This window comes from Mesorhizobium sp. BR-1-1-10, from assembly GCF_020165595.1.
GTDB lineage: Bacteria > Pseudomonadota > Alphaproteobacteria > Rhizobiales > Rhizobiaceae > Mesorhizobium > Mesorhizobium australicum.
Genome location: NZ_JAIUIL010000001.1, coordinates 129939 through 156890, shown reverse-complemented (window position 1 = coordinate 156890; position 26952 = coordinate 129939). Strand labels below are relative to the sequence as shown.

Annotated in this window: 14 protein-coding genes; all 14 read right to left on the bottom strand. The window is 62.6% G+C overall.

Going from position 1 to position 26952, the window contains the following annotated elements; genetic code table 11:
* Positions 1 to 90 precede the first annotated feature (90 nt).
* The 14 genes from LB555_RS00670 to LB555_RS00605 all read right to left on the bottom strand — a co-directional run bounded on the left by LB555_RS00670 (position 91) and on the right by LB555_RS00605 (position 26616).
* Complete coding sequence (locus tag LB555_RS00670) at positions 91 to 1077, bottom strand: hypothetical protein (protein WP_224682107.1); 987 nt, start codon at positions 1075 to 1077, stop codon at positions 91 to 93.
* 291 nt (positions 1078 to 1368) lie between these two features.
* Positions 1369 to 4773, bottom strand: a complete 3405-nt coding sequence (locus tag LB555_RS00665; RefSeq protein WP_224682106.1) for a UvrD-helicase domain-containing protein — start codon at positions 4771 to 4773, stop codon at positions 1369 to 1371.
* The gene (locus LB555_RS00660; protein ID WP_224682105.1) at positions 4773 to 7427 is read right to left on the bottom strand and encodes a PD-(D/E)XK nuclease family protein; all 2655 of its coding nucleotides are present in this window, start codon (positions 7425 to 7427) and stop codon (positions 4773 to 4775) included. Before LB555_RS00660 ends, LB555_RS00665 begins: the two co-directional genes overlap by 1 nt.
* A 209-nt stretch (positions 7428 to 7636) precedes the next feature.
* A complete protein-coding gene (locus tag LB555_RS00655; protein ID WP_224559257.1) occupies positions 7637 to 8077 on the bottom strand; it encodes a DUF6527 family protein in 441 nt (146 codons plus the stop codon).
* A complete protein-coding gene (locus LB555_RS00650; protein WP_224682104.1) occupies positions 8074 to 9246 on the bottom strand; it encodes a ThiF family adenylyltransferase in 1173 nt (390 codons plus the stop codon). Before LB555_RS00650 ends, LB555_RS00655 begins: the two co-directional genes overlap by 4 nt.
* Entirely contained in the window at positions 9221 to 9976 is a 756-nt protein-coding gene (locus tag LB555_RS00645) for a multiubiquitin domain-containing protein (RefSeq protein ID WP_224559255.1), read from the bottom strand. Before LB555_RS00645 ends, LB555_RS00650 begins: the two co-directional genes overlap by 26 nt.
* Positions 9977 to 10058: 82 nt before the next feature.
* On the bottom strand, positions 10059 to 13454 hold the full coding sequence (locus LB555_RS00640) for a UvrD-helicase domain-containing protein (protein ID WP_224682103.1): 3396 nt from the start codon (positions 13452 to 13454) through the stop codon (positions 10059 to 10061).
* Position 13455: 1 nt separating this feature from the next.
* A complete protein-coding gene (locus LB555_RS00635) occupies positions 13456 to 14034 on the bottom strand; it encodes a hypothetical protein (RefSeq protein ID WP_318012967.1) in 579 nt (192 codons plus the stop codon).
* Positions 14031 to 14888, bottom strand: a complete 858-nt coding sequence (locus tag LB555_RS00630) for a DNA-binding response regulator (RefSeq protein WP_224559252.1) — start codon at positions 14886 to 14888, stop codon at positions 14031 to 14033. The genes LB555_RS00635 and LB555_RS00630 overlap by 4 nt, the downstream gene beginning before the upstream one ends.
* Positions 14885 to 15964 (bottom strand): nucleotidyl transferase AbiEii/AbiGii toxin family protein, encoded by a 1080-nt coding sequence (locus tag LB555_RS00625; RefSeq protein ID WP_224682101.1) that lies wholly within the window; start codon positions 15962 to 15964, stop codon positions 14885 to 14887. Before LB555_RS00625 ends, LB555_RS00630 begins: the two co-directional genes overlap by 4 nt.
* A complete protein-coding gene (locus tag LB555_RS00620) occupies positions 15961 to 16761 on the bottom strand; it encodes a DUF6088 family protein (protein ID WP_224682100.1) in 801 nt (266 codons plus the stop codon). The genes LB555_RS00625 and LB555_RS00620 overlap by 4 nt, the downstream gene beginning before the upstream one ends.
* A gap of 123 nt (positions 16762 to 16884) precedes the next feature.
* Positions 16885 to 19518 (bottom strand): AAA family ATPase, encoded by a 2634-nt coding sequence (locus LB555_RS00615; RefSeq protein WP_224682099.1) that lies wholly within the window; start codon positions 19516 to 19518, stop codon positions 16885 to 16887.
* The gene (locus LB555_RS00610; protein WP_224682098.1) at positions 19515 to 20639 is read right to left on the bottom strand and encodes an exonuclease SbcCD subunit D; all 1125 of its coding nucleotides are present in this window, start codon (positions 20637 to 20639) and stop codon (positions 19515 to 19517) included. Before LB555_RS00610 ends, LB555_RS00615 begins: the two co-directional genes overlap by 4 nt.
* Positions 20640 to 20652: 13 nt before the next feature.
* Positions 20653 to 26616 (bottom strand): DUF3320 domain-containing protein, encoded by a 5964-nt coding sequence (locus LB555_RS00605; protein WP_224682097.1) that lies wholly within the window; start codon positions 26614 to 26616, stop codon positions 20653 to 20655.
* Positions 26617 to 26952: the final 336 nt, after the last annotated feature.

The following is a 26952-nucleotide window of genomic DNA, read 5'->3' as shown; positions in this document are numbered from 1 at the left end:
GGCTAGTTTCGACGGTCACTTCCTGCGGCACGATAATGAACTGCGCCTTGTCATCATGAACGTGCGAGACAGGAAGGTCGATGCGCGCGGCTACAACAGATCTGCGAGCCGGTGCGCCACCACACGGTCCAGGAGTTCAGCAAAGCGGTCATTGTCCTGTGCCATCTTCCAGAAATTCACGAAACGACAGACGAGCTGAACATTGCCGATGGAATAGTGGCCGTAGCTGTCAATCCGGTCCGGAGAAACGAGCATATCGCTATCGCAATCGTCCTGCCCATGCAGATGCATCGTAAGGCCGGTGATAGCGCATTTCCCCTTCTGCTCCTCGTAGAGCTTGGCAAGATGAGCCATCATCTCGGCCTCGGAACAATGGAGTTCCTTGTTTTTCAAGGTTTTGAAGATCTTCTGGCCATTCGAATTCGCAACCGCGCCCTTGATCGAGTGCATGAGGTTTGCGAGAGTGAGCTCATGCAGCGATATGCTCGATCCGAGCGCCTTCCCTTTATGCACGCCGAGGCGTTCTTCCCACTTTGGGCGCGAATGCCAAGGAGTGAGGTCACCTCCGTCGATGAGGGCCTGTACATAGGCCTTCATATCCGCATTGGCGACGCTGAACATCGCTGCCATTGAGGAGATATAGTCCTTCGCCACGGGATGGAGACTCTTCCATGACAACGGCTTCATTTTCTTGTCATGGCGGGACCACTTGGTGACAGGCTTCCCGAGCATAACGCTGTCGGGATCGGAGTGATCAAAAACCGGATCGGCACTCGTCGTTTGGGCCCAATAGAGACTATCGCTGTCCTTATCCCTGTGGAGCCAGAGATCGCCTTCGCTGCGCGTCAGGTCGTTGCCTCGATTGAACCAGAGCGTCGCTCGACCTTTGATATCGGCCTCTGTGTCGTCTTTGGCGGCGTCAGCTTTCGTAACCTCAAGATAGCTATCGTAGTCTTCTGCGTGCCATGGATCAAAATAGGTCTTGCCAAATTCGAGGGCTACTAGGCTCTCGCTGAGGCACCGAGACCAAAGGCTGTTTTCGTTCCCCGTCATGATGACATAGATTTTGCCTGCCAACTCGCTCCCCCAAATGTACCAGCCTTCATGCCTTTTACGGACGGCGTGCTGGAGGCTCGGTTAGGCCGACCAATCAATCCAGACATCTCATGCTAATGTATCTGTTGCTCTTCAAGTCCGCCGTCGTGGGTATCTGCGACAGAACTCAATCAGTGAGATCACGGCAGCCGGTAATGAGCCTTCGCATTCGCCAAAAAAACCGAGAGGAGGCCGGCAGATCGTCGATAGCGGCGGCAAGCCCTCAATGCGTCGAGCGTCGCTAGACGTTGATGGCATGCACAGTCCCTCCGATCAGGCCGCCATCGGCTGGGCGGTCGGCCCGACACCGATCACCGCGCCTGTGGTCATTAGCACGATCAGACCGCGCTCGGCTCCGGTCATATCGAGATAGGCCCGAACCTGCGCGCGGTACTGGTCCAGTGTCTGAGGATCGGGCGCCACATCGCTCTTCCAATCCACGACGACGGCGGGACGGCCTTCAGACGTGAGAGTTAGGGCGTCTGCGATCCCGGCCGTTACCGTTTCCACCCCCTCGGCCGCATACGCGGCATAGACGGGAAATTCGGCGAAAAGATCCGGTCTTAAGACCACGATGGCGGGTAGTGCCAGGGTCCGGACAACACAGCCCGCTAGCTCTTCGGCCGATAGTCCCGTAACCGGATTGGCGACCGAAGTTCGGCCGAGGGCACGGATGAGTTCGGCGGCCCGTTCGGCAAGGGCGGCCTCGGCCTCATGGGTTTCGCCGGTTAGCACCTCTTCCATGAGCTTGTGTAGGATCAGTCCGCGTTCGCGGCCTCCCTGAACCAGAACAACGGCTTCCAGTTCGGGTGGCTGGCCATCAGCCGATCCGGTCCAGATCCTGGGCTCGTCTTCCTGCAGCACGGCTCCGGCGGCGGTCTCATCGCGGCTGGGCGCAAGCCAGATCAGTCGCGCCTGCCGCGCGGCAATGGCTTCGGCTTCCGTGGCGAAGATCGGGCGAGTCTGGGTATTGGCCGCTCCAGTGCCAGCCGGCGCGAACTCAGCGGGCAAATGCGAGAGGTCCAGGCCGGGGAGTTCGGCCAGTGACAGATCGACCAGACCGATCCAAGCGGACTTCGACGGAGTTGTGTCGAGCCGGGGCAGGATGAGAAGTTCGCGCGCGCGCGTGGCGGCCACATACCAGAGCCGTATGCGCTCCCGATCCAGCTCGTCTTTCTCAGTCTGACGCGCGGCTTCGTAACCGTCCGGCGCCACGCCCAGGACAGGGCAATAGAAGGTGTCTGTCTGGCGCTCGATGATCGCGCTGTCAGGCGCCATGACCCCCGTCATGGTGTTGACAGGAATGACGATCGGCCATTCGAGCCCCTTGGCCGCGTGCATGGTGAAGAGCGCGACGGCTTCTTCCTGTGCATCGGGCCGGCCCTCGACGGCCCGCGCCTCGTCGGCCCAAGCTGCCGTCATCGCCTCGGCAAAGGCGCGGAGGCCGCGCACAGCGTAGCCGGTCGACAGGCTGAGATAGAGATCGACATTGGCAAGCGCGCGTTCGGCCTGACCACGATGGCGCTCAAGGAGGAGAGGGCGCACGCGCATCATATCCACGGCCTGAGAGAGCAGCTCGTGCGGGGTCGTGCTGTTGCCGCGCCGGTAGAGCGATTGCAGTCTCTCGATGATCTCGCGTGCGAGCGGGTGCGCGATGGCAGCAGGGTCGACGCCAAGGTCGAGGCGCGGAATCCGAGCCGGTTCTTCCTCGGAGCGCGGCAGTCTCCAGACGACATCCAGCAGCTCTTCTTCCGTGAGGCCGACCAAGGGCCCGCGCAGCAGGGCGCCGAGCGCGAGTGTGTCGCGACGATCGGCGAGGACGCGCGTCAGTGCGATCAGGTCCTGAATTTCCTGGCGGCGAAACAGTCCCTTGCCGGCCTGGGTCGCCACCGGAATGCCGCGGCGTTCCAAGGCTTCCTCATAGCGCCACAGCTCCGCGCCGGTCGGCGCCAGCAAGGCGATGTCGCCCGGCTGGCAAGGGCGCTCCGCTCCGCTGCGCCTGTCAATGATGGCGTAGCTGTCGATCAGCCGGGCGCACAGATCGGCGATGGCGTCGGCCTCCGCGTCACGCTGCTGCTCGGCGCTGGCCTTGCCGTTTTCGTCTGCGACCGCGATGTCGAGGGCCGCCACGCACAGGCCGTCGCGATCGTCGTGGAACGGGTCTAGGGCGGAGAAGCCTGGCTGCCCGTCAGCCGAGAGCACGGCCTCGAAGCGCTCGTTGACGAAGGTCAGGATGGAGGCGCAGGAGCGGAAATTGGTGGAGATCGACAGGAGGCTGTCGGGGTCCTGGGTGCGGAAGGCGTTGCGTGCCTGCACATAAGCGCCAACATCGGCGCCCCGGAAGCGATAGATCGCCTGTTTGGGGTCCCCGACCAGGAAGAGCGCTCCCGGCCGGATTCGGAACCGCGTCCAGTCGTCATCGCGATCGGCCGGCTCGCCGCACAGCCGCCAGAAGATCTCTGTTTGCAGTGGATCGGTGTCCTGGAACTCATCGACGAGCACATGGGCGAAACGCTGGCCCAGTGCGCCGCGGACGACGTCATGATCGCGCAGCAAATCGCGCGCGGCGAAAATCAGATCGTCAAAGTCGAGTTGGGCGCTTGCACGCTTGTGGTCGCGATAGCGCTGCAGGACCGGACGCGCTTCTTCGATCAGCGCCTTCAGAGCCTGACCTGCCGCAGCCTGGAGAAGCGAAACCCAGGCGCCGCAGCAGGCGGTGTAATGAGCGTCGGCGGCGTCGTTCAGCCGGTCGCCGTCGGCCTTGGAGAGACCGGCCTGCTTTGCCGCGGCGAGCCATTTACCCTTCTTGCGGTAGGATGCGAAGGCACCAGCCTTGGTGAAAAGGTCCGGGTGTGGACGCGAGGTCAGGAGCCGGACGAGGCCCGTGGGCGTTGCGGGGTCGGGACCGCTCGCCAAGGCGGTCGCCATCTCGGTCAGTCGCTCGACGATCATCACAGTTTCCGGCTCGGCCGCCGCCGTGGCGCCCATGAAACCCGCGAAATCGGCCGCGGCCCGCCGGAACGCCTGCAGATGGTCGTCAAGCGGCGAGACCGGCGGAGCCATGAGCGTGGGGCGGCGGCGCAGATTCTCGGCAATCTTGTGGAGGAGGGCCACGGTTTCACCGGGGCTGTGCAACACCATCTCAGCGAGAACGCCGCCCTGGCTGCCGGACAGGCTGCCGGACAGGCTCTCGCGCAGCCAACCGTCGACAATTTCGAGGAAGGTGAGATCAGCCTGATTGCGATCCATGACGCTGGCGCCTGGATCGATGTCGGCCTCCGCCGGATAGGGCTTGATCAGGCGCTGGCAGAAGCCGTGGATGGTGGAACAGGTGATTTCGTCGATCGCGGCGCTGGCTGCAGCGAGATTGTCGCGATGGGCCTGGGTCAGCCCATCGGGCAGCGCCACGCGCAGTTCTGTCGCGATCTTGCCAGCCGAGAGGTCGGCGACGAACTCACGGACACGCGACAGCAGCTCACTCGCGGCGAGTTCGGTGAAGGTGACGGCGGCGATGGAACGCGGCGAGACGCCCTCTGCGAGCATGGCGGCGATGCGGCCGGCCATGACGGCTGTCTTGCCCGAACCCGCGCCGGCCTCGACCAGGACCGAATGATCATGAAGGCTGATCGCATCGCGGCGCGCGCCGTCATCCTTCAGCTTCTTGGACAACTTGCTCATTATTCCACCTCCCAGACCTGAGCGACTTCGCCAAGCCGTTCTGTCGCGGCGGCCATCTTGCGTTTGTAATAGGTGGCGCTGGCATTGGCCGGTAAGGCGAAGGCGAGGTCGTCATAATCGCCCCCGGTGTCGGGGCCTTGCAGGGCCGCACCTCCAGCAAGACTGGTCCTTGCCGCGCTGAGATAGCCCGTAATCTCCGCGAGCACCGCCTCGGGATCGTCGAGCTGCAGATCGATGGGCTCGCGCGGGTAGAGCAGCGAGGCGCTGATGGCGACGTCGTCGCCGAGGAGCGCCTTTACGGCGAACGCGTAGAGGCAGCGCTGAAGCTCGCGTCCGCCGTTGAGCCGGATGTCACCCCGCGGTGGGCGGCCGGTCTTGTAATCGCGGACAAGCGCGCGCTTACCGTCGCCCGAGATGTCGAGCCGGTCGATATAGCCGGCGATGTTGAAGCCGGTGTCGGGGATCGTGACGGGTGTGCACGTATCCCACGGCGTCTTTGCATCGGATTTTGGTGCCGAGCCGCCGAAGGGGACTTCGCCATAAGCGCGCGCGCCGGGCAAGACATCGTCGCCATAGGACAGGGCGCGGCCAGCCATCACGCGGGCGTCCTCGAGGCTGCGGCCCCAGATGACGGCGGGAGGAAGCGGACGCTCGCTTTCCCAATCGATGGCGACCGCTTGCGCAGCACGGGCCACCGCCGCTTCGACGGTCTCCGCGCCGGCGGATGCGAGTCCGTCTCCGGCTTCGAGGTCCCTCAGCGCACGGTCGAGAACCATGTGGACAAGATCACCGGTCCCGAGCGCGTCGAGCACGAGCGGTTCGGCGGTGCTGTGCGGTTCGCGCCATCCGAACGCATAGACCCACACGAAGCTGAGAGGATTGCGCAGCAGGCGGCGAAGCGAGCTGGCCGACTGGGTGCGACCAAGGATGGCGAGCACCAGCGGATGGTCCGCGCGCACGAGCCCGTCATGGGGGGTGATCTGCGACTGCCGCCAGTCGCGCCAGCAGCCTTGTGCGCCGATAGACTGCGGATCGGCGGCGAACTCCTGAGGCCGGGCCATGAGGCGGTCGGTCTCACTGAATGCATGAACCGGCGTCGCGTTGCGGCGAAGGTAGGTTTCATCGCCATGTCCAGCGAGCAGCGGGCTGCGTCCCAGGAGGCGCCCGTCACTGTCGCGCCGGGCACGAGAGAGGACGACTTCAGCAGCCGTCGTTGCGAGGATCGTCTCGAAGTCGCGGCGGTCGGCGAGATTCACCGGAAGCGGATCGAGCACGGAGGTCGGGATGATGTGGTCCGGGATCAGCCGGTCCTCGGCAAGCCCTCGCGGCCAGCGCGAGGAATTGAGCCCGAGGAGCCGAATGAAGCGGCGGGGCGACGCCGCGAGCGCACTGGCCGGCATCCAGGCGACAGAAACGCACGCTTCCAGTCCGTCGTCCAGTTTCAATGTCTGCAGTGTCGCGTCGATCGAGGCGGCGGCGCCGGCGAGCAACGCCTTGCGCCATATTGCAAGCGCGCGGCCCTTGAGGAAGACGTCACCGATCTCGCTGGCGGCGTCCGGTCCTTTTGCCAACGTCTCGACCGCTGTGCGCAGCGCCGCGGCATGGTCCGTGCCGCCGGGCCAGTCTTCCGGCGTCAGCCGGGCCAGCAAGCGGTTCCAGGCGCCGGTCGTCGAGAGCGGGGCATCTGCCGGCAGGACGCGCAGCCAGCCTTCGGGCAGCACCTCGAAAGGGCCCGTGTCCCGGCACAGTGCCGCGAGGCGCCGTAGGCGCGACTGCGACAATCCGCGAACGACGATGTCGGCCAGCGCCGCAGCCGCCTGCCCGTCGCGGGTGGTCACGGTTCGGACGCCGTGGACGAAATGCAGGTCGATATTGGCGTCGGCGCGTAGGGCCAGGAAATGATCGTCATACTCGGCGGGAGACGTGGTCGCGATGGCGATCTCGGATGGCGACACGCCAGAGGCGAGCAGGCGCCGCGCCCAGCGCATCGCTTCGATGGCCTCGTGATAAGCCGTCGCCGCGCTCACAGCACTGATCTCCGGCGTTTGCGCCGGCGCGCGTGAAACGGCAACGCCGGTGCCTTCCAGCCACGCGGGAACGCTCCTGGGGCCGGCCGTCCACTGCACCGGGATCTGCGCGGTAAGGGCTCGGAGCAACGGCCTCCAGCAGGGCGAGAGTTCGGTCAGGCCGATGATTTCCATCGGACCGATGATAGCCGGCGCATGGCTGACACGGCCGGTCGCCGCGGCGACGATGTCGACAGGGCGCATCATGCCGGCGGGAAGCTGGTCGAGGACCGCAGCTTCCAGGCGTGCGATGGCCTCCAGGCGCGGATGATCGACCGCTCGCGCAGCTAGGTCCATGCCCGCGCGCCACGCCTTGTGCAGGGTGCCCGCAGCTGCGTCGATCATGCCGGGCAGCGATTTGATGCTCTCCAGTTCGCCCATTGGCGTTGCCGGCAAGACGGCCTGGATCGCGGCGCTCAGGCTTTCATCATCAATCGGCCGGACGAAACCTCCGGCGAGCCGCACCGCCGCCTGCTCGAACGACATGACCTGCAGGCCATGTCGGCGGTCGCGCGCCGCCGCCAGGCGGCCTTCCCGCATGGCGAGGCGGCCGTGAACGACGAGGGTGGATCGGCCCGAGATGGCCATTGGGGGTCGCCTCCTTTCGAGGTCAGTTCTCATTCGGGCGTCGGCCCAGGGCCGGCGCCGCCGCGCGCGTGACTGTTGCGTTGCAATATTTTCTGACGGGCTGTTTTGTGAGAAGTCTGTCAAACCCGTTCATGAAAGCTATCTATAGCAGGCAAACACTAGAATTCCGGGTGAGATGCTCTGATGGAATGTAATCCACAAGTTTATCGTTAGAATCGACTGGATATCCGGTTCCAAAGGCGCTGCCAGAAGCCTGGTGCCACCTTGGGCGGAAGGGGTTGAGCGGGAGGTTCGGCCATGGGCGGCTGCCCGTAGAAACGAGCTTTGGCGGCGCGATCACGCCGACGCTCGGCGTCCACCTGCTCGTCGCTCCAGGGGCCGGCTTCGACCACCTTGCCGCGGTCGATCACATAGTGCGACCGGCAAGGCAACGTCCAGTTGCCGATCGACGGATAAAGCGAAATGGTCTCACCGTCGAACGTCATCTTCCAGTCCGTGGGGGTGAACGGCGTGACAACTTCCTCGCCGCAACCGCAGCAGCAGCTGTGGGCCGACGTCGCATATTCCATCGACACGTACAGCACGCCTGTCCCAAGACGCTCGGGAATGTGGTCGACGAAACGATGCTCGAGTCGCTTGTGGCGTATCACGTGAGGTCCCCATTGATCAGCATGTTGCCGTCGGTGGTGTAAGTGCAGTGATGTTCGCGCTCGAGGTCTCGGTAGAAGCTGCGGATTTTCTTCCACTTCACCACGGCAAGGACAGCATTGAGGGCATTGAGATCCGCAACCTGAATGTTGGACGCATAGATGTCTTCCTCGCCCCCACCGGCGAATGAAATGCGCTGAGGCACATGATCCCGCTTCTGAGGCGTGCCGGCGGTCACCCGCAGGATGCCGCCCAGTGATCCTTCGTCGAGCTCAAGGCCCATGCCGACATCGATGAACGCAGCGCCGGTCGCCTCGAGCTTCTCGACGATCAGCCGCTTCGCATCGCTAGCATCGAGCGACAGGAACGCGAAGGTAACGCCGTCGAGAAGGTGCAGGTTATCCGGCCCGAGCGCCACGTCATGCGCCACGATATTGCGATGCATCCGGCTATAGATATCCTTCAGATATTCGACTTTCTTTGGCGCTTGTCGCAGTTCCTCCAGGCTCGGAGCGCCCGGTGCCCTAAACGCGTTGTGGGTCAAGAACTCGTCGCTGTCGAAGAGGCGGATCTCGCGAACCGGCGTCTTGGCGACGAAATCCAGGATGTAGCCGCCAGTGCCGCCGACGCCAATGATGGCAACCCGGTCGCTGGCCAGCCGCTCGGCCAAGGCGCCGATCCCGACACGGTCGGAGGCGGTCTCGACATAGTTGAAGACGCTGTCTTCCTCTGCTTCAGGCTCACGGATGGCGCGAGCCGTCATGCCGGGGTTCAGCACCGCGGCCGGACCGGCGATGATGTTAGCGTAGCTGGTCATCTTGTGGTGATAGTCCACGTAGCCCTCGGCCGGTTTGCTTGAGAAGGCATGCGTCGCCTTCAGGCCATGGCCGAGATCGAAGGCGCCGGTCTGGTGCGCGATGCCCTGGATGGGCGACCTGTCGGCGTGACACGGGAAGTCGCCATCCCAGTGGGCAACATGGGTGTCGGGCTTGCGCGTCCGGTCCCCGGCCAGTGTGAGGCTGGAGATCAGGGTGCCAATGCGCAGCTGCCGCTGTGCATCGACATAGGGCACCTCGCGCATGACGAGATATCCACCGCGCTGCTGGACGAAGTAGCCTTCGTCCCTCAGCCGCTTGAGGTCTGGGTTAAGACTGAACAGTGCGTGTGACATTAAACACGGTCCCCTTTTTCTTGACATCGACAGAGCCGCCAGCCCCGAGCTCACCGGCGTGCGGCGTTGATGCCGCGTGGCGGTAGGTCATCGAGAACACGACGTTGGGCTCGTGCTGGCCCGGAAAGGCGAGATGGACGATCTGCTCGAACGTGACCGTGTCGTCGTTCACCGTGCGCGGCCGCGAATTGACGACGATCTCGAACGTTGGCGGCCGCTTCGGCGCGGTGATGAAGCGCTCGATGCCGGGTTCGGCCAGATCGATCAGCTCCCCATGTTCGATCTGGCGATCTTCACCGCCGGGAACTTCGAGGAAAACGCCTTCGCCCTCGCCAGGTTTGGCCAGGCTATAGAGCACCGCGCCGCTGACAACGGGCTTGCCCCAGCGCAGCTCGTCGTCGTTCAAGGTCAGCTTGAAGTCGCGATCCGTCAGGAAGGCGACGAACCGCTCGGCGCCGTGCTCGCGCAGATCGAAGGGTTCGTTCAGCCGCACATCCTCGAAGTCGCCCGAGGGCAGGATAGCGAAGAGGCTGTAGCCGTCCTGCGGGTCCAGGGCGCCGGCCTCGAGCAGCTGACGGCCAAGCGGCACGGGATCGCTCACCTGACGGGACAGGAAGTTGAGATCGCCCTGGGCGAGGAGGAAGCGATATCCCCGCGCCGGACGCAGAGACCGCCCTTCGCGCAGGGCGTCACCGACGTCGTCATAGTCAAGAAGTTCTTCAGTGTTCATTGCGATTGGTCCTTAGGTTGGGGCCGGGGCGGGGCCACGGCTCTAAGCGACCAATCGGATTGAGTTTCGCCGACCGGTAAGGTCAGGCGAACTTTTTTTGCAAGGGTCCGTCGGGTGTCGGTCCGCAGATGAAGAAAGCCGGGCAGTTCGGACAGGTGCGCGATGAGATTTCGGCCGGGAACCGTCCAGCGCGGATGTCGCCAAGAAACTTTGAAAGCTTGTCCGTGCGTCCCTTCAACTCGCGGTCTGAAAGGGAAAGCTCGGATGCCTCGCCGTCGGAGAGATGGACGAGCTCGGCAACAGCGCCGGGATAGGCCTGATTGACCGCTAGGATCAGCGCCGCGGCGCCGACATCCTTGCTCTCCGCCGATCGCATGTGACCCGTGCGGACGCGGCGCACGGCGCGGATACCGTCAGGCCGCATCAGCACCTCGTCCGGCTCGACGAGGATCTCTTCGCCGCCGAGGTTGATACTGACCGCCACAGGCGCCTCAGCGATCGCTCCTACGCGGCCCGACAGAAAGAAACGCAGCATCGCCAATGCGAGATCGCGGAATTCAGCGCGGTAGCCATGCTCCCCCAGTCCCTCACCGGCAAGCGCTGCATCGGTTCGATCAGTGAGTTCCTGCTCGGTCATAGGCAGGTCCGACGCGATAACCGCCTTGACTACCAAGCGAACCGCCTCGTGCAAGTGCATAAAGGCCGTAGTGGTTCGGCGCCCACCGACGTGCAGGACATGGGTGTAGAAAAAGCGGCGCGGGCAGGATTCATACAAAGCGATTTGCGGAGCTCCGAACTGCAGCCGTCCCTCGACGATCAAATCGATGCCCTGCGCTTCCGCCGCCATAGGAAGCGGTCGCGCCGGCACGACCGAGCCGCGCGTCAGGGTGGCTCCGAGACGGTCGAGGAAGGGCGACAGCGCACGATTGTAGCCGTTGCTCTTCTCGGTCGGTGCATAAAGGATCAGGCGATCGCGGGCGCGCGATTGCGCCACATAGAACAGGCACTCCTGCTCCTCGGTCTGGCCCGCGCGGAACGCCTCCAGCGCGCTGCCTGCGGCCCCCGCGATCATGCCGTCGGGCGCCGGACAGGGCGGCGCCGGCGGTGTGCGCGGGATGGTGTCGCTGTTGAGCCCCGGAATATGGACACCGCCGAACTCCAGGCCCTTGGCACCGTGGATGGTCATGAGCCGCACGGCGTCGAGATGCTGGGCGGCTGCCGGAAGCTGACGCAGGTCGCGATCGTCGCCGAGACGGACAAGCCTGCGCACCCGGTCGAGCACACGCGTGATCGGCAGGCCGCGGCCGGCAGGCTGGACGCGCATGAAGTTGAGGAACTGCCAGATCGCGATGCCGCGCGTACGGTCGGCGAGCTCTGCGGATGCGCCAAGGTGCGCGACCATGCGGGTACGATCAAGCAACAGCGTCGCGAGCACGGTCCAGGGCGAGGCTGTCTGGTCGAAGCCGTCGAGCGCAATCGCAAGCCTGGAGAGTGCCTGACGGCCGGCGTCGCTTACGCCGGGGATCGCATCCACCTGCTGGAGCCAGGCGCCCGGCGCGTGGTCGGCTGCCCGCAGGTGCTCAAAGATCGCCGCCACGTCAGAGAAGGAAGTTGTGAAGTCGGGCCAGCACGCGATACGCAGCAAGCCCATGGCGCGCCGATCGACGAGAATGGACAGCAAGGCCAGGAGATCCTTGACCTCGGCCCGCTCGAACAGGCTGCCCAGAAACAAGACGGGAACACCAAGCCGTTCGAGATCCTGCCCGATCGTCGACAGCTTCTCATTGCCGGTGCATAGGACCGCCTGGTCACGGTAGGCAAAGCCCTCACCGCGAAGCTGCTCGATCGCGTCTGCAAGAGCAACTTGCTGCTGATCGGCCCGCTGCACAGTCCGCAGTTCGGGCTTTTGACCTTTACCGTCGCGATGCGCTTCAAGGCCGCTGTCCGCATCTCCGGCGCACATGGTGGTAGCGAAGCTGGAGAAGCTTTCGACAATTTCTGGCACCGAACGATAGTTGCGCTTCAATCGGCCGCGCTTGCCGTTAGCGAAGTCCTCTTTGCCGAACCGTGCCATGTTGAAGGAAGAGGCGCCGCGAAACCGGTAGATCGACTGCTTGGCGTCACCGACCATCCAGAGGTTGCGGCCATCTGGGCGCAACGCATGCAGCAACCGCACGCTGCTGCGGTTCACGTCCTGATACTCATCCACCAGGACATGGTCATATTGCGCTTGTAGCGTTGCACAGATGGCGACGTCCTTCTCGAGCAGTTGCACCGGCAATGCGACAAGGTCGCCGAAGTCGATGCAGTGTGCGTTGCGCTTGAGCTGTTCATAGGCGGCGTAGACGCGGGCTACCTCGCCGGCGCGTTCAGCGACGTCGCGCGTGTCCCCGGCTTTCGCAAGCATTGCGCCGGCGAGTGCGGCGTAGGCTTCGGCGTCGACCACCTCGTCTTTTGCCCGGGAAACGGCGGCCAACATGTCGGCGATGATCTGGGTCGGATCGTAGAGATTGCGGTAATGAGTAAGCCTCAGGCGCGGGAACTCCTCCTCGAGGAGCTCGGCCGCCTCGGTCCGATCCATCATCCGCGGATCTTTCGGCAGGCCGAGTTCTGCATGGAAACGACGGATGATATCGAGACCGAATGCGTGGAACGTGCCGATCCACATCGCGGCGGCAGCCTCGGGTCGCTTGCGGGCGATCCGCTCCGCCATCTCTCCCGCCGCCTTGTTGGAGAAGGTCAGAAGCAAGAGGCGCCGCGGATCGACACCCTCCTCCAGAAGGCCTTCGACGCGAGCGATCAACGTCTGCGTCTTGCCAGTGCCAGGACCCGCTTCAAGCAGATACGCCTCGCCGCGATGAGCCGCCGCCGAGGCTTGCAGCGAATTCAGCGGCCGCTCGATATGCGTCGCCGCCGTCACAGGTGGCACTGGCGGCAGCAGCAAGGCATCGAATAGCTGTTGCGCGATCATCTCGAATGGCGCGCCGAGCTTCGCGGCAATGGCGGACGCGGAGAGCCCTTCGTCAATATGAAGTGTGCGGACGAGCGGGCGCGGTAGCAGCAGCTCGCGTGCAAACAGGTCCATCTGGACCTCACGGCGTTGCCTGCGGCCATAGTCGACAACCCGATCCATTCCAACCGGCGACGGCTCTGCGGCGCGGCTGGGATCAATCGCCGGTACTGGCTCGCCCTCAGGATCGTCGCCGAGTTCGGCATGACCAATCTCGTGGGCGACCAGGAAGGCTTGCTCGAACCGCGAGCCGACATTCTCGTGAAGGATCAGGTCGTCGTCGGTGACGAAGGTCGCACGGCCGCCATTGAGGACGGCTGCCCCAGCGGCCGTCGGTTCGACATCAATCCCCCGTCGCCTGGCCTCGGCGACAGCAAAGTCATAGGGCGACCAGCGATCGGCGCCGGAAGCAACCAGGCGAGCATGAAGCTCGGCGGCGACTTGCCTGGCGAGCTCCACGCTGTCCATTTCAATCCGCCTCTGCCAACAACCGGGTGCGCTTCTCTGCCGGGACGCCTGCGTCGATCAGCACCTGCTCGAAAGTGACCTGCCCGCCGATCGCGGGCTTGCCGTCGGCCTTGTAGCTGCGCCCGGCGGCCAGCTGCGCGGGGCCCCAGGACAATTCCAACTGTGTGACCGAACTGCTCACCGCCTCGGCCAACATCCCGAGAAACCGTCGCGGGATACTGATGAGGGAGATCCGTCGCTCGCGCAGCGCGGTCACGACCTGCCGGGGCACGTCAAGACGCTGGGCGACGGCACGCCAATCGGCGACCGTCAGCGCCACGAAGGGGTCGGTCATCGGCGCCGGCATGGCCGCGGCGTGTTGCGACCAGGCAGCGTCGAGGAGGGCCTGATCGGCAGCGGCCAGCGGCGCGTCATCGTCGTAGACGTCGCGGCTAAGCTCGCGCGACAGATCGACGAGCTCTCGGGCATATTCCGGATAAAGCCGCAAATAGCGCTCCAAGGTTGACCGGCCAGGCTCGCTCTCGACCGCGAACGCGTCAAGCACAGACTCGCGGGTTGGACGTTCTCCTGCCGGGCTCACCGGTCTTCTCCATCGGCCATGGCAGCTCGCAGGGCGGCGAAGGCTTTATCGCGATAGGTTCGGACGGTCTTTTCGGAGCGGCCTAGGGCCTGGGCGATGGTCATGACGTCCGGCTCCTTTGAGTCGATAGGGAAGCCCTGTCTCAGCATGTGAATGATCCTGCTTTGTTCTATCGGTAGAGCCGCAATCGCCGCATCCAGGCGTAACCGGTAAGCCGGATCGTCTAAATCTGACAAGGCAAACGGGTCGTGAGCCCCGGCAGCCGCCTCGACTTCCGGTGACAACTCACCGGTTTCCTCGTCATACTCGAGCGGTCGGGAACGGTTCTCGTTGCGCCAGGCCTGCTCCTGAGCATCGCGCCGCAGGCTGGCCAGCGCGCCGTCGAAACGCACCTCGAAGTAGTCGATCTTGTCGACATAGGCGGCGCGATCCGCCGACAGCAGCTCGACGAACCGGCCCAACACCTTGTCGCGCACGACCCCGCGCGTCAACGATTCCGTCTTGCCATCAGGGCTTTCCGCCCTGGACAAACTACGCATTACCCGTTCAATCAAGATCCGATAGAGGCGCTCAAACCACATCTCGTTGTTGTCGCGACGGCTCGCGCGGATGAAATAGACGAGACACTCGCTGGGGATGTAGGCTGGATCGGAGCGGTTCCTGGTTGCAGCCCTGGCGATCAACTCGTCACGCGACAGGGCCGCCAGTTCGGCGATAAGCGCTTCTACCCTCTGGTCGCGCTTGTAGAGTTCGCCGCTGAGGCGTCGCTTGCGCAGCGGTGTTACTACCGCTTGGCGCATGCGCTGAGCGTCTGCCTCTTGCCCTGCATCGGCAGCTCCCTCCAGTTGGTTCATCCCGACGCCTCGCTTTCCATATCGCCCCTCTCGTTCAGACGCGTCTCGAGCGAGCGGATGCTGTCGAGCACCGCCTCGAACTCGGGAGGATCGCCGAAGATCATACCCTTCATGGCTCTGTAATCGACGCGCAACTGTTCGATCATGGCGTCATGCGGTGCAAGCGCGAACGAGCCAGGCACGGCGCTCGCGAGATCGAAGTCCGGTCGATTGAAGAACATCCGGGCATGCGCGACGCAGTCCGCGCCGAGCGCGCTATTAGCGATGGCGGCGTCGCCCACCGGCGTCGCGTCGAGTTGGTGCAGATCATAGTAGTGTCGAGACACGCGCTGGCCGCCCCCACGCAGCTCTCCGCGCTTGTCGAACCAGCGTCGCAGCCCATGGAGGATGACGATCTTATCCCAGAAGGTGCGTTCAGGGTCGACCGTTCGCACGGCCGGCACGGTCAGGTCGAGCGCCGGCAGATCATCATCGACATAGGGTTTGATCGGCACTTCGCTATTGGGGTCGAGCGCGGATTTCGCGCCAGACTCGATCTTGATCGCCGCTCGCACATAATCCGATCGCGGCGTCGCCGCTGGATACCAGATCAGCAGCGTCTGCCCATCGGGATCGGCATCGTCGGCGTCCACCCGTCCCGCCCCGGTATCGAGGCCGGCAGCCTTGAGCCTTTCTTGCAGGATCGCAGTCAACTCATCGCGCAGCGGGCCGTTGATGTGGGCTTGGCAGGCGTCCTTGATCGCATCGAGGCGCGCCTTGCGTTTCTTGCCGCTCAGAGCGTCAAGCTCCTCAATGGTCGCCGGTTCGCCAATGTCATCCCGAAACACCGTGACGTCGATATCCTCTGAGAAGCGGTTGATCAGACCGAAGCCTTTGGACAAGGAGGTTCCGCCCTTGAAAAGGAGACGGGGTCCTCCCTCTTTCAGTCCATTGAACAACGCATCCAGCGTCCAGCAGACCCAGAAGTCCTTTTCGATATTCTGAGATGCCGTGCCGAGGCGCAGCGCCGTCGTATCGAAGGCGCTTAACATCGTGTCCGACCCTGCCGCGAGGACCTCGTCGAAAGCCGCATTCATGTCTTCGCGGTCCGGGTTGCGCCGCGCTTGGCGGTTCGTGTCTTGTCGGCAGAGTGCGGTTTCAGCTTCCGTCGGCCGATGGCTGCGTGATCGTCGTCGCCGTCCCTCGTTTGTTGTCGCTGACGATCATGATCAGCATCGGCACCAGCATGATCATCATCACCGACATGCCAACGACCAACGCCAGCGTCGTTTTCGACAAGCGGCTTGAGAAACACCCACATCCAGGTTGGCAGCGCCGTCATACCCGCAGTGATGTCAGCTTTCAGCGGCGGGCCCGCAACGGGATCCTCGAAGAGTTTGGCGAGCTTGCGCTTGACGTGATCACTCTCTCCTTCACGGACCAGGAGATCGCGGAGCCAGTGAAGCGCCTGGACGACGCGCATCGCCGGTCGCCCGGCCCAGAACAGCTTGCTGGCCGCGGTCGGACGGAAGGTGATCGTGACGTTACCGAGCTTGATCGCACGACGGCGGGCGTCTGTGTGCACCACGATTTTTGCGGGGACCGCGTCGGTCAGGCCCAGATCGTTTGCTGCGGTCATGCCATCGACAAGCATCCGGGTTTGGTCGCGTCGACCAACGGCGTCGATGACCGAGCGCGGATCGGGCGGGTTGGTTTTTTGGGTGAGCTTGTTGAAGCCAGGCTGATCGTAGAGCCCTCGATCGATTCGCCTGAGGGTTTGCGCCTTCGTCAACCGCTGCAACGCCTTATCGACGGCGTCCCGCGATGCGAGATCCACGAAATCACTCGGCGTCCACACCTTGCGCGGCGCGTCGGCACGGATGCGGTCAAGCATGGCTGTCTTCAGATCGGGTGAGTCGCTGCTCATGTCCGAAAATTGTAGAGGTTTTTCGGACGATCTACAAGCAGTGTGTCCGAAACACATATACAAATTTCGGACGGAGGCTCCCGTCTCCGCTTATGACCGACTCGGTTGCCAGTCGCTCATCTGCAAAATGTTTCCGCCGAGTTTTGCGAACGCGCGTTGGCGGCAGGAGAAAACGAGAATCTGTTGATCGCGTGATTGACGATGCAAAGCATCGAACATGCGCTCAATGCGATCGTCATCTGAATAGACCAACGCGTCATCTAGGATGACCGGTGTGGGTCGCCCGTCGCCGGCGAGCAGACGGGCGAAGGCCAGCCGGGTCAGAACCGAAAGCTGCTCTCGCATGCCGCCACTCAGCCTCTCGACATCCTCGTCCTGACCATTGCGGCGGACGGTCTGCGGCAACAGTGTGTTCTCGTCGAACACTATGGAGATGTCATCGAATAACAATCCAAGCAGCGGTCGCAGCTCGGACATGACCGGCTTCAGATAAAGATCGCGTGCTGTCGAGCGCGCAGCGACCAGCGTCGTGCGCAGCCGGTCGAGGACGGCTTTTTCGAATTCGAAGCGTCTCGCTCGCTCTCCAGCGACTTCCAATTTTTCTGTGGCCTCGCGCAAAGCTTCTTCCACCGCGTCGTCGGACCGAGTGCGAATATGGCCATTGAGATCGGCCAGGGTTACACGCAACTGACTTGCTTCCTGTGTGGCGGCATCCTGAACCGAACGGGCGCGGCGTAGAACGGCTTCGGCGCTGGTGAGATCGTGAGCGCCATCGCGCAGGGGAGCAGCGCGCATCCCGGCCGCTTCGTGCAGCTTTTGTCGTGCTGTGGCCTCGGTGAGCAGCAAGCGCTCCTTTTCCTCGCACGCTGCATCGGGTCCCAACATAACCTCGAGGCTGGTCAGTTCCGCCTGGATGGTCACGTAAGCAGTCTCCGCGGCCATGACAGCCTCGTCGGCATGGCTGCGCAAAGGCAAGGCCTCGCGCACGCTGTTACGTGTTGTCGCCACACGCAGTTCGGCTGCGGCATGATGTTGCCGGATCTGTTCCGGATCGACATTGAGTTCGAGGTCCACGCCCCCGAGGGCACTCAGACGAGCAAGCTCCTCGTGCAATTGCTGTATCCCCTTGGGCGCCAGATCGGCAAGCCGCTGACACGCCAAGCCCAGTTCGGCAGCCTTGTCGCGCGCTTCCACCAGGCGCTGGCGTGCCGTCCTGAGGCAGTCGACACCGAGGGACGCAAGCAGGCTGCGGTGCTTCGCTTCGACGTCTTCGATGGTCCGCTCGGCCAGCTGCGGCCGATTCGATCGGAGGGTCAAGGCTCCGATGCCGGCAATATCCAGGCGCACGGTGCCAGCAAAGCTTTGGTCTTCTGCATGGGGCAAGGGTCTGGCATCGATCGTCACCAAATCGGCGGCGCCGTCCCGGTATTCCATGCATAGCGTCGGCAGGGTTGCCAGGTGAGCTGCACGAAGGCCGGCGATCTCGATTTCGAGCGCTTGCAGCTGCTCGACAGCCTGTTCCGGCACCGCCAACATCGCCAGTGCTGCCTCTCCATCTTCGATCTGGGTTCTGGCGACTTCGGCTTGTTTCAACCGGTTGTCCAAGCCCGCCAGTTGTTCGACAGCGTCACGCGCCAAAAGTGTCGCATCCAGCCGCGCGAGCAATTCGCGAGCTTCGCGCTCTTGCTGTTCGGCTGCTTGAACCTCGGCCATCGCCTGTTCGTTTTCGGCGATGGCTGAAGCGCGACGATCGAGAACCTCACTGCGGCGAAGCTGCGCAATAGTCGACTGCTGGTGCAAATCCGCGGCTCGTTTGAGCGCGGCCCGAAAACTATCGAGGGCCTGCTGCGCCGCGTCGTGGTGAATTGCAGCCAGGGCAGCTTCCGCCTCGGCTGCTTTCAAGGCTTCGCTGTGCGATTTGGCGGCCTCGACTGCGGCTTCCGCGGCCGAGATGGCTTCCCGCCGGGTGGCGCCTTCTTCGGGGTTTTCAAGCTCAGACAGACGCGCTAACGCCATGCGCCGCTTGTCGAGCGCATCGCGCAGACCGGTGACTTCGGCGCTGAGACGCTGCTCGTCTTTGAGCAGCTTATCACGCTCATCCAGCGCTGCCGCATAGAGACCACCACTCTTGGGACGCAGCGTTGATGTGACCAGGCTATAGAGTTCTTCTTCGCACGCCGCGGTGATTTCGGCCATGCGCCGCCCGCCGGTCAGGGCTTCAACTTCCCCCTGAACCGAGGACAATAGGCTTTCGCGCACGCGTTTTTCGCCGTCCTCCTCGTTCTTGCTGCGCCTTTCGATGCCGGTGACCCCTTGGCGAACCCAGAGCAATCCTGCCGGTCCTGCGCTTCCGCCATGGATTAGTTTGCCGATAAAGGCTTCGGCCTCATCGGCTTGAGCCAACAGTCGCCCGCCGTCGAGGTCAATAACGCTGGCCAGCTTGCCGCCATAAAACTGTTTGGCAAGCCGATAGCGTCCTTCTGAAGTGGTGATGTCGGCCTCCACCACCGGATTGCCCCCACTATAAGGCCGCAACAGTCGCACGCCTTCGGGTGTGCCCGTATGAGGCTGGAAAAAGAGTGCGTGCAGCGCTTCGAAGAAGGTTGATTTGCCGAACTCATTGACCGCGCAAAGGACGTTGACGCCGTCGCCGATGTTTTCGATGGCGACGCCTTGCCCGGCGAACCGTTTGACGTTGTGGAGCCGAAGGGCCGTAAGTTTCATGATCCCATCGCCTCGCAATAGCTGAACAGCCGAACCAGTGCTTCTCGCGATATGTCGCGTTCGACAGCCGACCGGGTTTCGTCGCTGCTTTCATCCAACAGTGCCTGCGCTGCCTCGCGAAGGGCACCAGAGCGATCGATCCGATCCAAATCGCCACTTTCGCAGTCGGTCGCGAGCCCGTCCCCGTCCAGCTCCAGATAGGCGAAATCGGGCGCGGCTGCCGCGATCGCCGCTTGAAGGACGGTTCGCCCACTTAACCGCACCCGGCCAGACGCGGCAATTCGCACCAAAGTCTGACGCCGCAGATGTGCCGGTGGAAGCAACGTTTCAAATGCCGCCGCGCTGTCGTCACCAGACAGCAGATGCAGAGGAGCGGTTTTCCAGGAAAAGCTGGCCGTCTCGACGGCCGCGATCTCCGGCATGGCGCCGGGCCCGGCAATGGAAACGACAAGGGCTTGCCCGGGTGTGTCATGTTTGAAACGGTCAGGTTCTGGCGCACCGCTATAGCGGCTGCGCTCATTGATGACGACGGGGCCGTGCCAGTCGCCCAGCGCCAGGTAATCGAGACCGGCCTTGGCCGCGCGATCTGGCGCAATGATGTCGGACGCTGCGGAATCCTCGGAAAAGGTCTGAATGGCGCCATGAGCAAGGCCAAGCCGGATGGCGCTTTGCGGCGTCACGGCGCTGTCCATCCACTCGGTAAGGTCGCGACCGGGCCGGCGGGTCGTACACGGGGCAGGCAGTAGCGCCACGCCTGCGGCAATGGTCGAGACTTCGGGCCGGATCGCCAGCAGGACATTATCCGGCACAACGCTGCCCGTTGCACTCCACAATTGATCAGCCAACAGGGAATCATGGTTGCCGGGCAGCAATATCCAGCGCAGGGGCGCGCTCTGGCTCATCTCGGCCATGGCCTGCCGCAACATCGCTGGAGTGGGCGTTTCGGTATCGAACGTATCGCCGGCCAGAAGTATCGTGGATGCACCATGGATGCGTGCCTGCTCTGCCAGGCGGCTGATCGCGCCATGGCGCGCTTCACGGAGCCGCCCGCGTAGATCCTCTGGCATGTTGCCGAACCGCTTGCCGATATGAAGATCGGAGCTGTGGATGAATCGAAACATGGAGTCTCCGAGACTATGCCGATGCCAGGTTGCGCCGGGCGCGATCGATGGCTTCATCCAGCCGGGAGCGTGATATCGCCGCAAGTCGCTCGACGCCGAGCAGACGTGCAAGGTCGAGAGCGGGGTCGGACTGTTCCAGAATGTCTTTGTCCGCAACGACGACAGCGGCCAGCTCGGCGATTGGAATGTCGGCAATGGACCGGCGGGCATCGGCATCGAACGGCATGCGATAGTCAAGCAGGTCGACTACCGTCCCTCTCTTCCACAGGAAGCTGCCGCTGGATTCTTCAGTTCTATCGAACTCGCGTAGATGCAGGTCGATCCGCTCCCGAATCTTGTTGCCCGTTCTGAGCCAGCCATGCGCCCGTGCGATGCGCTGCGCAAGGACGTCTTCTCGCAGAGGCCCTTCCTGTTCGATCACCGCGTCGACCATGGTCCGCAAAGTGCCTCGGTAGGCGAAGTCGTAAAACTGATCCGGGCTGGTGGAAAATCCGGTTAGATCAGTCAGGCGATAACGGCCGCCCGTCGGTACGGAATCATGCGCCGAATGAGCGGCAGCAGGCAAAATTGCTGCAGATGCCGATGGGTGCTCTACCGACTCGACGGGAGCGGCGACAAGTTCTGGCTCTGATTTTATCGACGGATGTTCCGGTTCTCCGGCCGATGCTAGGTCTTCGGCTGGCAATGGGTCCATGGGGTCGACCTTATGTCCCATGTCCCAATGGATCGCGGCTTCACTTTCCTGTTGTCCAGCCTGTTTGCAACGGCTTTTCTCGAGCAGCGCGGCCAGGCTGGCATGAAGCCTCTCGGTGCAAACTTCGAGATCAAACCACCAATCGGTTGACCATACCCGGACAATGTTCCACCCGAGGCCTCGCAGGACCTGCTCGCGGACCTTGTCTCGATCTCGCGCCGTGGCAGAACTGTGATAGGTCGCGCCGTCGCATTCGACCCCAGCCAGATAGGCGCCGGCGAGGTCGGGATGCCGGATTCCTAGATCCACTCGAAAGCCAGAAATGCCGACTTGAGGAACGATGGTCCATCCGCGCTTCTCAAGCTCGGCGGCTACGGCCTCCTCGAAAGGGGATTCCAGGGCTCCGACCGATCCGCGTTCCTGCGCCGGCAATGCCACAGCACCGCGTTCGGCAAAATCGAGGAAGGCTTTAAGATGCTGTACGCCGATCGCCTTGGTTCGGTTGGGGTCGATCTGGTCGGTGGTAAAACCTGAAAATACGATCAGTTCCTGCCGCGCACGCGTCACCGCGACATTCAGCCGGCGTTCGCCGCCGTCCCGATTCAGCGCGCCGAAATCCATGCTGCGCTTGCCGGCATTATCTTGCGAAAAGGTGATCGAAAACAGGATTATGTCACGCTCGTCGCCCTGGACATTTTCCAAATTCTTGACGATGGCGGGTTCAATACGCTCGTCGGCAAAGAACCATTCAAGCTCCGGCTCCGTCTGTCGCGCCTTGTCGAAAAAGTCGAGGATGAGCGACTGCTGTTGCGCGTTGAAGGTGATGACTCCGAGCGTGGGTCGGTCCTTTTCTGGAAGGGTCAGCCAACGCCGCATCCTGCTGACCGCCTCATCGGTGACCGCTTGGGCTTCAATGCGGTTGGTACGACTTTTTCCACGATCGTAGATGCCGTTGCTGACTTTTCGCAGCTGCACTGCCCGATCTTCCACCGTTGGGGACGGGAAGGTGATGAGCCGATTCTGATAGTAGTGATGGTTGGAAAAGGCGATCAGCGACTCATTGCGGCTGCGATAATGCCAGCGCAGGTCACGCACCGGGATGCCGGCCGCCTTGGCTTCGTCGAGAATGCTTTCCAGGTCCTTTTCGTGCTCGACGACTTCCTCGTCCTCCACGTTGCGGCCAAAGAAATTGGTGGGCGGCAACTGCTTGGGATCGCCTACGATAATGGTCTGACGGGCTCGCGCGATGGCACCGACCGCGTCCCAGGTGGTGATCTGCGAAGCTTCGTCGAAAATCACAACGTCGAACAGCGCTTGGTCAGGAGGTAGGTATTGCGCGATTGAAAGAGGCGACATCAGCATGCAGGGCGCGAGCTTGGCAAAGCTCGTCGGCATCGCGCCAATCATCTCGCGGATTGACCGGCTGGGCCGCTGCAATTCCATCTGATGACGCAACAGGCCCAACTCGGAATTGCGAGGGACGCTTTGCACAGCCGGCAAACTATGAGCGATGGCACTGATGACGCGAAGGCTTGCTTGAGCGCGGACAAGATCGTCGATTTCCCGGAAATCTTCGATGGCATGCTCGTGTTGGAAGCGCCGGAAATTCCGCAGCACCGGATCGGCATCGAGCGTGGCCGGCAGCCACCAGCGCACATAGGCTAGCCGGAACGCGGATTGAGCCTCGCTTGGCTGCACCAGACCCACCTCTATATCGTCGACCAGCGCTCCCAGATTCTGGCTCACGGCCCTGCGACGAATGCCGCACCACGACGTCCAGTCTCGCAAGAGATGTCGGGCATCGAGCAAGTCTCCCATCGTGCTCATCAATTCGGTCAGCGGGTTGTCATGTCCTGCCCACGGCGGCGCGTTTCCAGCGTGGATTGCAAACTGGGCCTTTGCAGCCTCGAATGCCGCAGTGGCCGCAAGGAAGCGGGCTGCCCCTTGCCTCATCGTACTATCTGCTGCACCGCTTCGCAGGCTCGGTGCGGTTGCTTGTAGAAGTGCCCTCAGATCCTCAGTGCCAAGGCCGGGCAGCCGTAGCGTCTGTCGAAGCCTTTCGGCCATCGAGAGTATCTGGCCGATACGGTGGGTGTCGGTATCAAGTCCAACAAATCCGATCGGTTTGCCGGACAGGATATTGGCTTCGACAGCGGCGCGGCGGTCCTGCATCACGCGCAACAGCGGCAAGTCCTGCTGAGGATCGGCCATGCCTTCTGTGACGTAGAACTGAAGCAGCTTTTGGACTTTGCGTTTGCCCAACTGACTGTTCGGCCAGAACGCAGCGACGGCTCGTTGCCATTGCTGCTCGATGTCGTCTACCGGTATGCGCGCAACAGCTTCCTGGTCATAGTGTGCTGACAGGCCTGAATGAGACGTGCGGTAGCTCCCGATTGCGTCATTGAGAGCCGCCACGGCTTCCCGCAACTGGGCGAAATCTCGATCAAAGGCGATGCTGAGGTCATAACCCGCACTATCCTGGAGCACCCCTGCCAGTTTTCGCAGCGCTTCGAGCTCGGCTTTTGGCGCATCGCCTTTGGCGCGCAGGCCTATGCTCGCCAGGAAGGCGTCCAGTGCGGTGGCTAGAACCTCGGACGCACTTCTGAGCGCCTTTGCCGCTTCGAGCAAATTGTCCTGCCAGCCCGACGTCCACTCGGTGACATCTATGAGACGCAAGATCGGTCGCATCTCCACCGACTGAAATGCGAGACCTGTTTCGGCGGCAATATGCTCCAGGGCTAGCCGGTTTGCCTCGTCATGGGAATCGCGCGATGGCCAGGACAATTTCGGAGCATGGTGCCGCTTATTCTTGAGCGCAATGCCGAGCGCCAGATAAGACGTCAGACCATTGACATGGCGCCGATGCAGCGCTTCGACATAGGCGTTGAGTTCGTCGCGGCGGACGCGAAGCCGCTCGTTGACCGCGATCCATTCGGCTCCGTCCACGCGTATGCTGCTTTCCCAGCTGTTCCTGAGCTGGTTGAGAAAGTTGCGCCGGTCCGCCTTGCTGGAATGGAGTTCGAGACAGTGCGCGCCCAGGCCATGTTCGCGAAGGCGACGATAGACGACATCGAGTGCTGCCGTCTTTTCGGCGACAAACAGCACGGTTTTGCCGACTGAAAGACAGTTGGCAACCATGTTGGCAATGGTTTGGCTCTTGCCAGTGCCGGGAGGGCCGATGATGACAAAGTCGCGACCTTCGGCGGCGGCAAGGCTTGCGGCGGTCTGTGAAGAGTCGGCCGGCAACAGCGAAACGATATCCGACGGAGCATAGTGGTGATCAAGGTCACGTTCGTCTCGGAATGATGCGCCATTGCCCTCGAACGCTATCTCCGGCGTGTCGATCAGATGGCGCACGACACGGTTTTCGCGCAGCGCATCGGTACGCTCGACTAGATCCTTCCACATGAGAAACTTGGCGAAAGAGAAGGTTGAGAGCGCCGTCTCGTCCACCACCTCCATGCCGGGGACATCGCGCACTGCCTGGCGCATAAGACCGAGCAGCCGCGGCACATCAACGCCGCTTTCGTCCTCGGGCAGCTCAGCGGAAAACTGTGGCAGTTTGAGCTCGAAGTCGCGTTCAAGAAACTGCAACAAGGTTGCGTTGAATCGCGGTTCATCTTCATGGAAGCGCAAGGTAAAACGCGATGTCGCACTGCGGCGCTCGATTTTGACCGGTACGAGCAGCAATGGTGCGCGATAGCTGCGCTCGTCCTCCGGCTTCTTCTTCCAGCGCAGGAAGCCGACCGCCAGGAAAAGCGTATTTGCGCCGCCCTCGGCAAAGTCGTTGCGCACTTGCCGGTAAAGATCAATCAGCCGGGATTCCAATTGGCGCCCATCGAGCGTCGACGGGAGCTCGTCGCGCAGGAGCGCTTCTGCTGCGAAACCGCGCTGCAGGTCACGTCCGTGCACCTCGCGATAGAGGGCAGCATCCCGCTCGCCCAGTGGATTCTGTTCGGGCAGCGAAATCAGCCGGATCGAAGCGCCCGCCATCAGGCGGTCCTCGAGGTAGCCGACGTCAGTACAAAGAAACGGAATTGTCTTCTTGGAGTCCGGAAAATTGAGCAGGCGATTCCGCAGTGTCAAATCAAGAAGTTTTTTCTGCCAGCGGTCGATCCGTCCGGCCGCTGTCGTCGGCTTTACCTCGACGATCTCGACCGGCAGGGCTACCACGGCCGGTGCGGCTGGCAACGGCAACGCGATTTCGGTTGCCACCTCTGCATCCACGCTGCGACGCATCGGTTCGTGCGAGGCAAGCGGCGTAATGCCGCCGCTGCGCGAGCGGCGGATATCGATAGCGGCGACAAAGGTGCCTACCTGCGTTTCATCGAGCCGCTGCTCGATTGCCCGTTGCGCAGCCTCCAGCGTCATCGCCGGCCGATGCGTTACGCCGGTCGTCTCGAATATGATCAGTTCGCGCGATGCCAGCGCCTTGCGGATCTCCATGGCATCGGCTTCGATGGCGTTGGCGAGCGTCTTTTGCGTCATCCAGACGCCGACAGCAGCATGGCCCTGGAACATAAGCACGACTGGGTGCAGCCCCGTCGCCTCCAAGGCGGAGGCGAACAACAGACTGGCATCGAGACAGGTAGCCAGCCTCTCCGCAACAATTGTCGAGGGACGTCGGATTTTTTGGCCTCGGCTTTCGAAACTGGCAGGTGGCTCAGCATAATGCAGAGATAGACCGGCAACGGCCGAATAAATTGCGGCCGCCAGCATGAATGCGCGTTGCGGATTCCCGCTTTGATAGCCATCGAGGCTGGAGGCATGACCATGCGCTGCGAGCCGCTCCGCTGCGGAACGCAGCAGTCCTGCGATCGCCGGGTCGTTCGGCATGACGAACGCAGGCAGCAATTGCGCCATATCGATGACGCCACCCCATTCGTCGCGGGCAAGCAGGCGCACCGCAACGCGCTGCTCGGCCAGTACTGCACCTCCCGAGGTCAGGCGCAACGTTATCTCTCCGCGCTCAGCCTCGTTGAGCCCGGCCAGATAGCTGGCGTCGAGATCGATCTTTCGATCGCTTAAGGGAAGCCGGTCGCCAACAACGATCCGATCAATTGTCCAGCTTTTGGCGCGCAAAAAAGGGGGGTTCGATGTCAGCTCGAGAGTGCATTTTTCGAAGCCCTGCTGGGTTGGGTTATTGAGAGAGATGGACCGGATCACCGGAATGGCATTTTGGAAGGATGCATATGTAAAGCTGGCCGCGATGTCAGCCACTACTTCTATTACGGGCGCGGCTGATATACCGGCGGCGTCGCCAGTGTCCGAACTCGTTTCCATGCCCCATCCCCTATTTTCATTCACGATAGAACTTTGCGACCAGAATTTGAAAGTAAATTCTCGCTATGGTGTCCGCTTCGTTTTTCAGCAGCGTAAATATATACGAAATACGAGGCGCATCCGTCACTCGACAGTTGTCGGCCGCTGAAGGGATGTAATCTTTGCCGCCGGTACAGTACGCTTCTGGCACCTGGCTGAGGAAATTTGCCTGTCTGCAGGTATTCGTGGTGAGGCGACTGGTCGATGAGGGCGGCCGCGCTTGCTTCCACGTTTCGCTGAGCTGCGCGGCTGCCGTTTGGGGCCGGACTGCGCGTTCAACTGGGGGGTCTTTGGTCC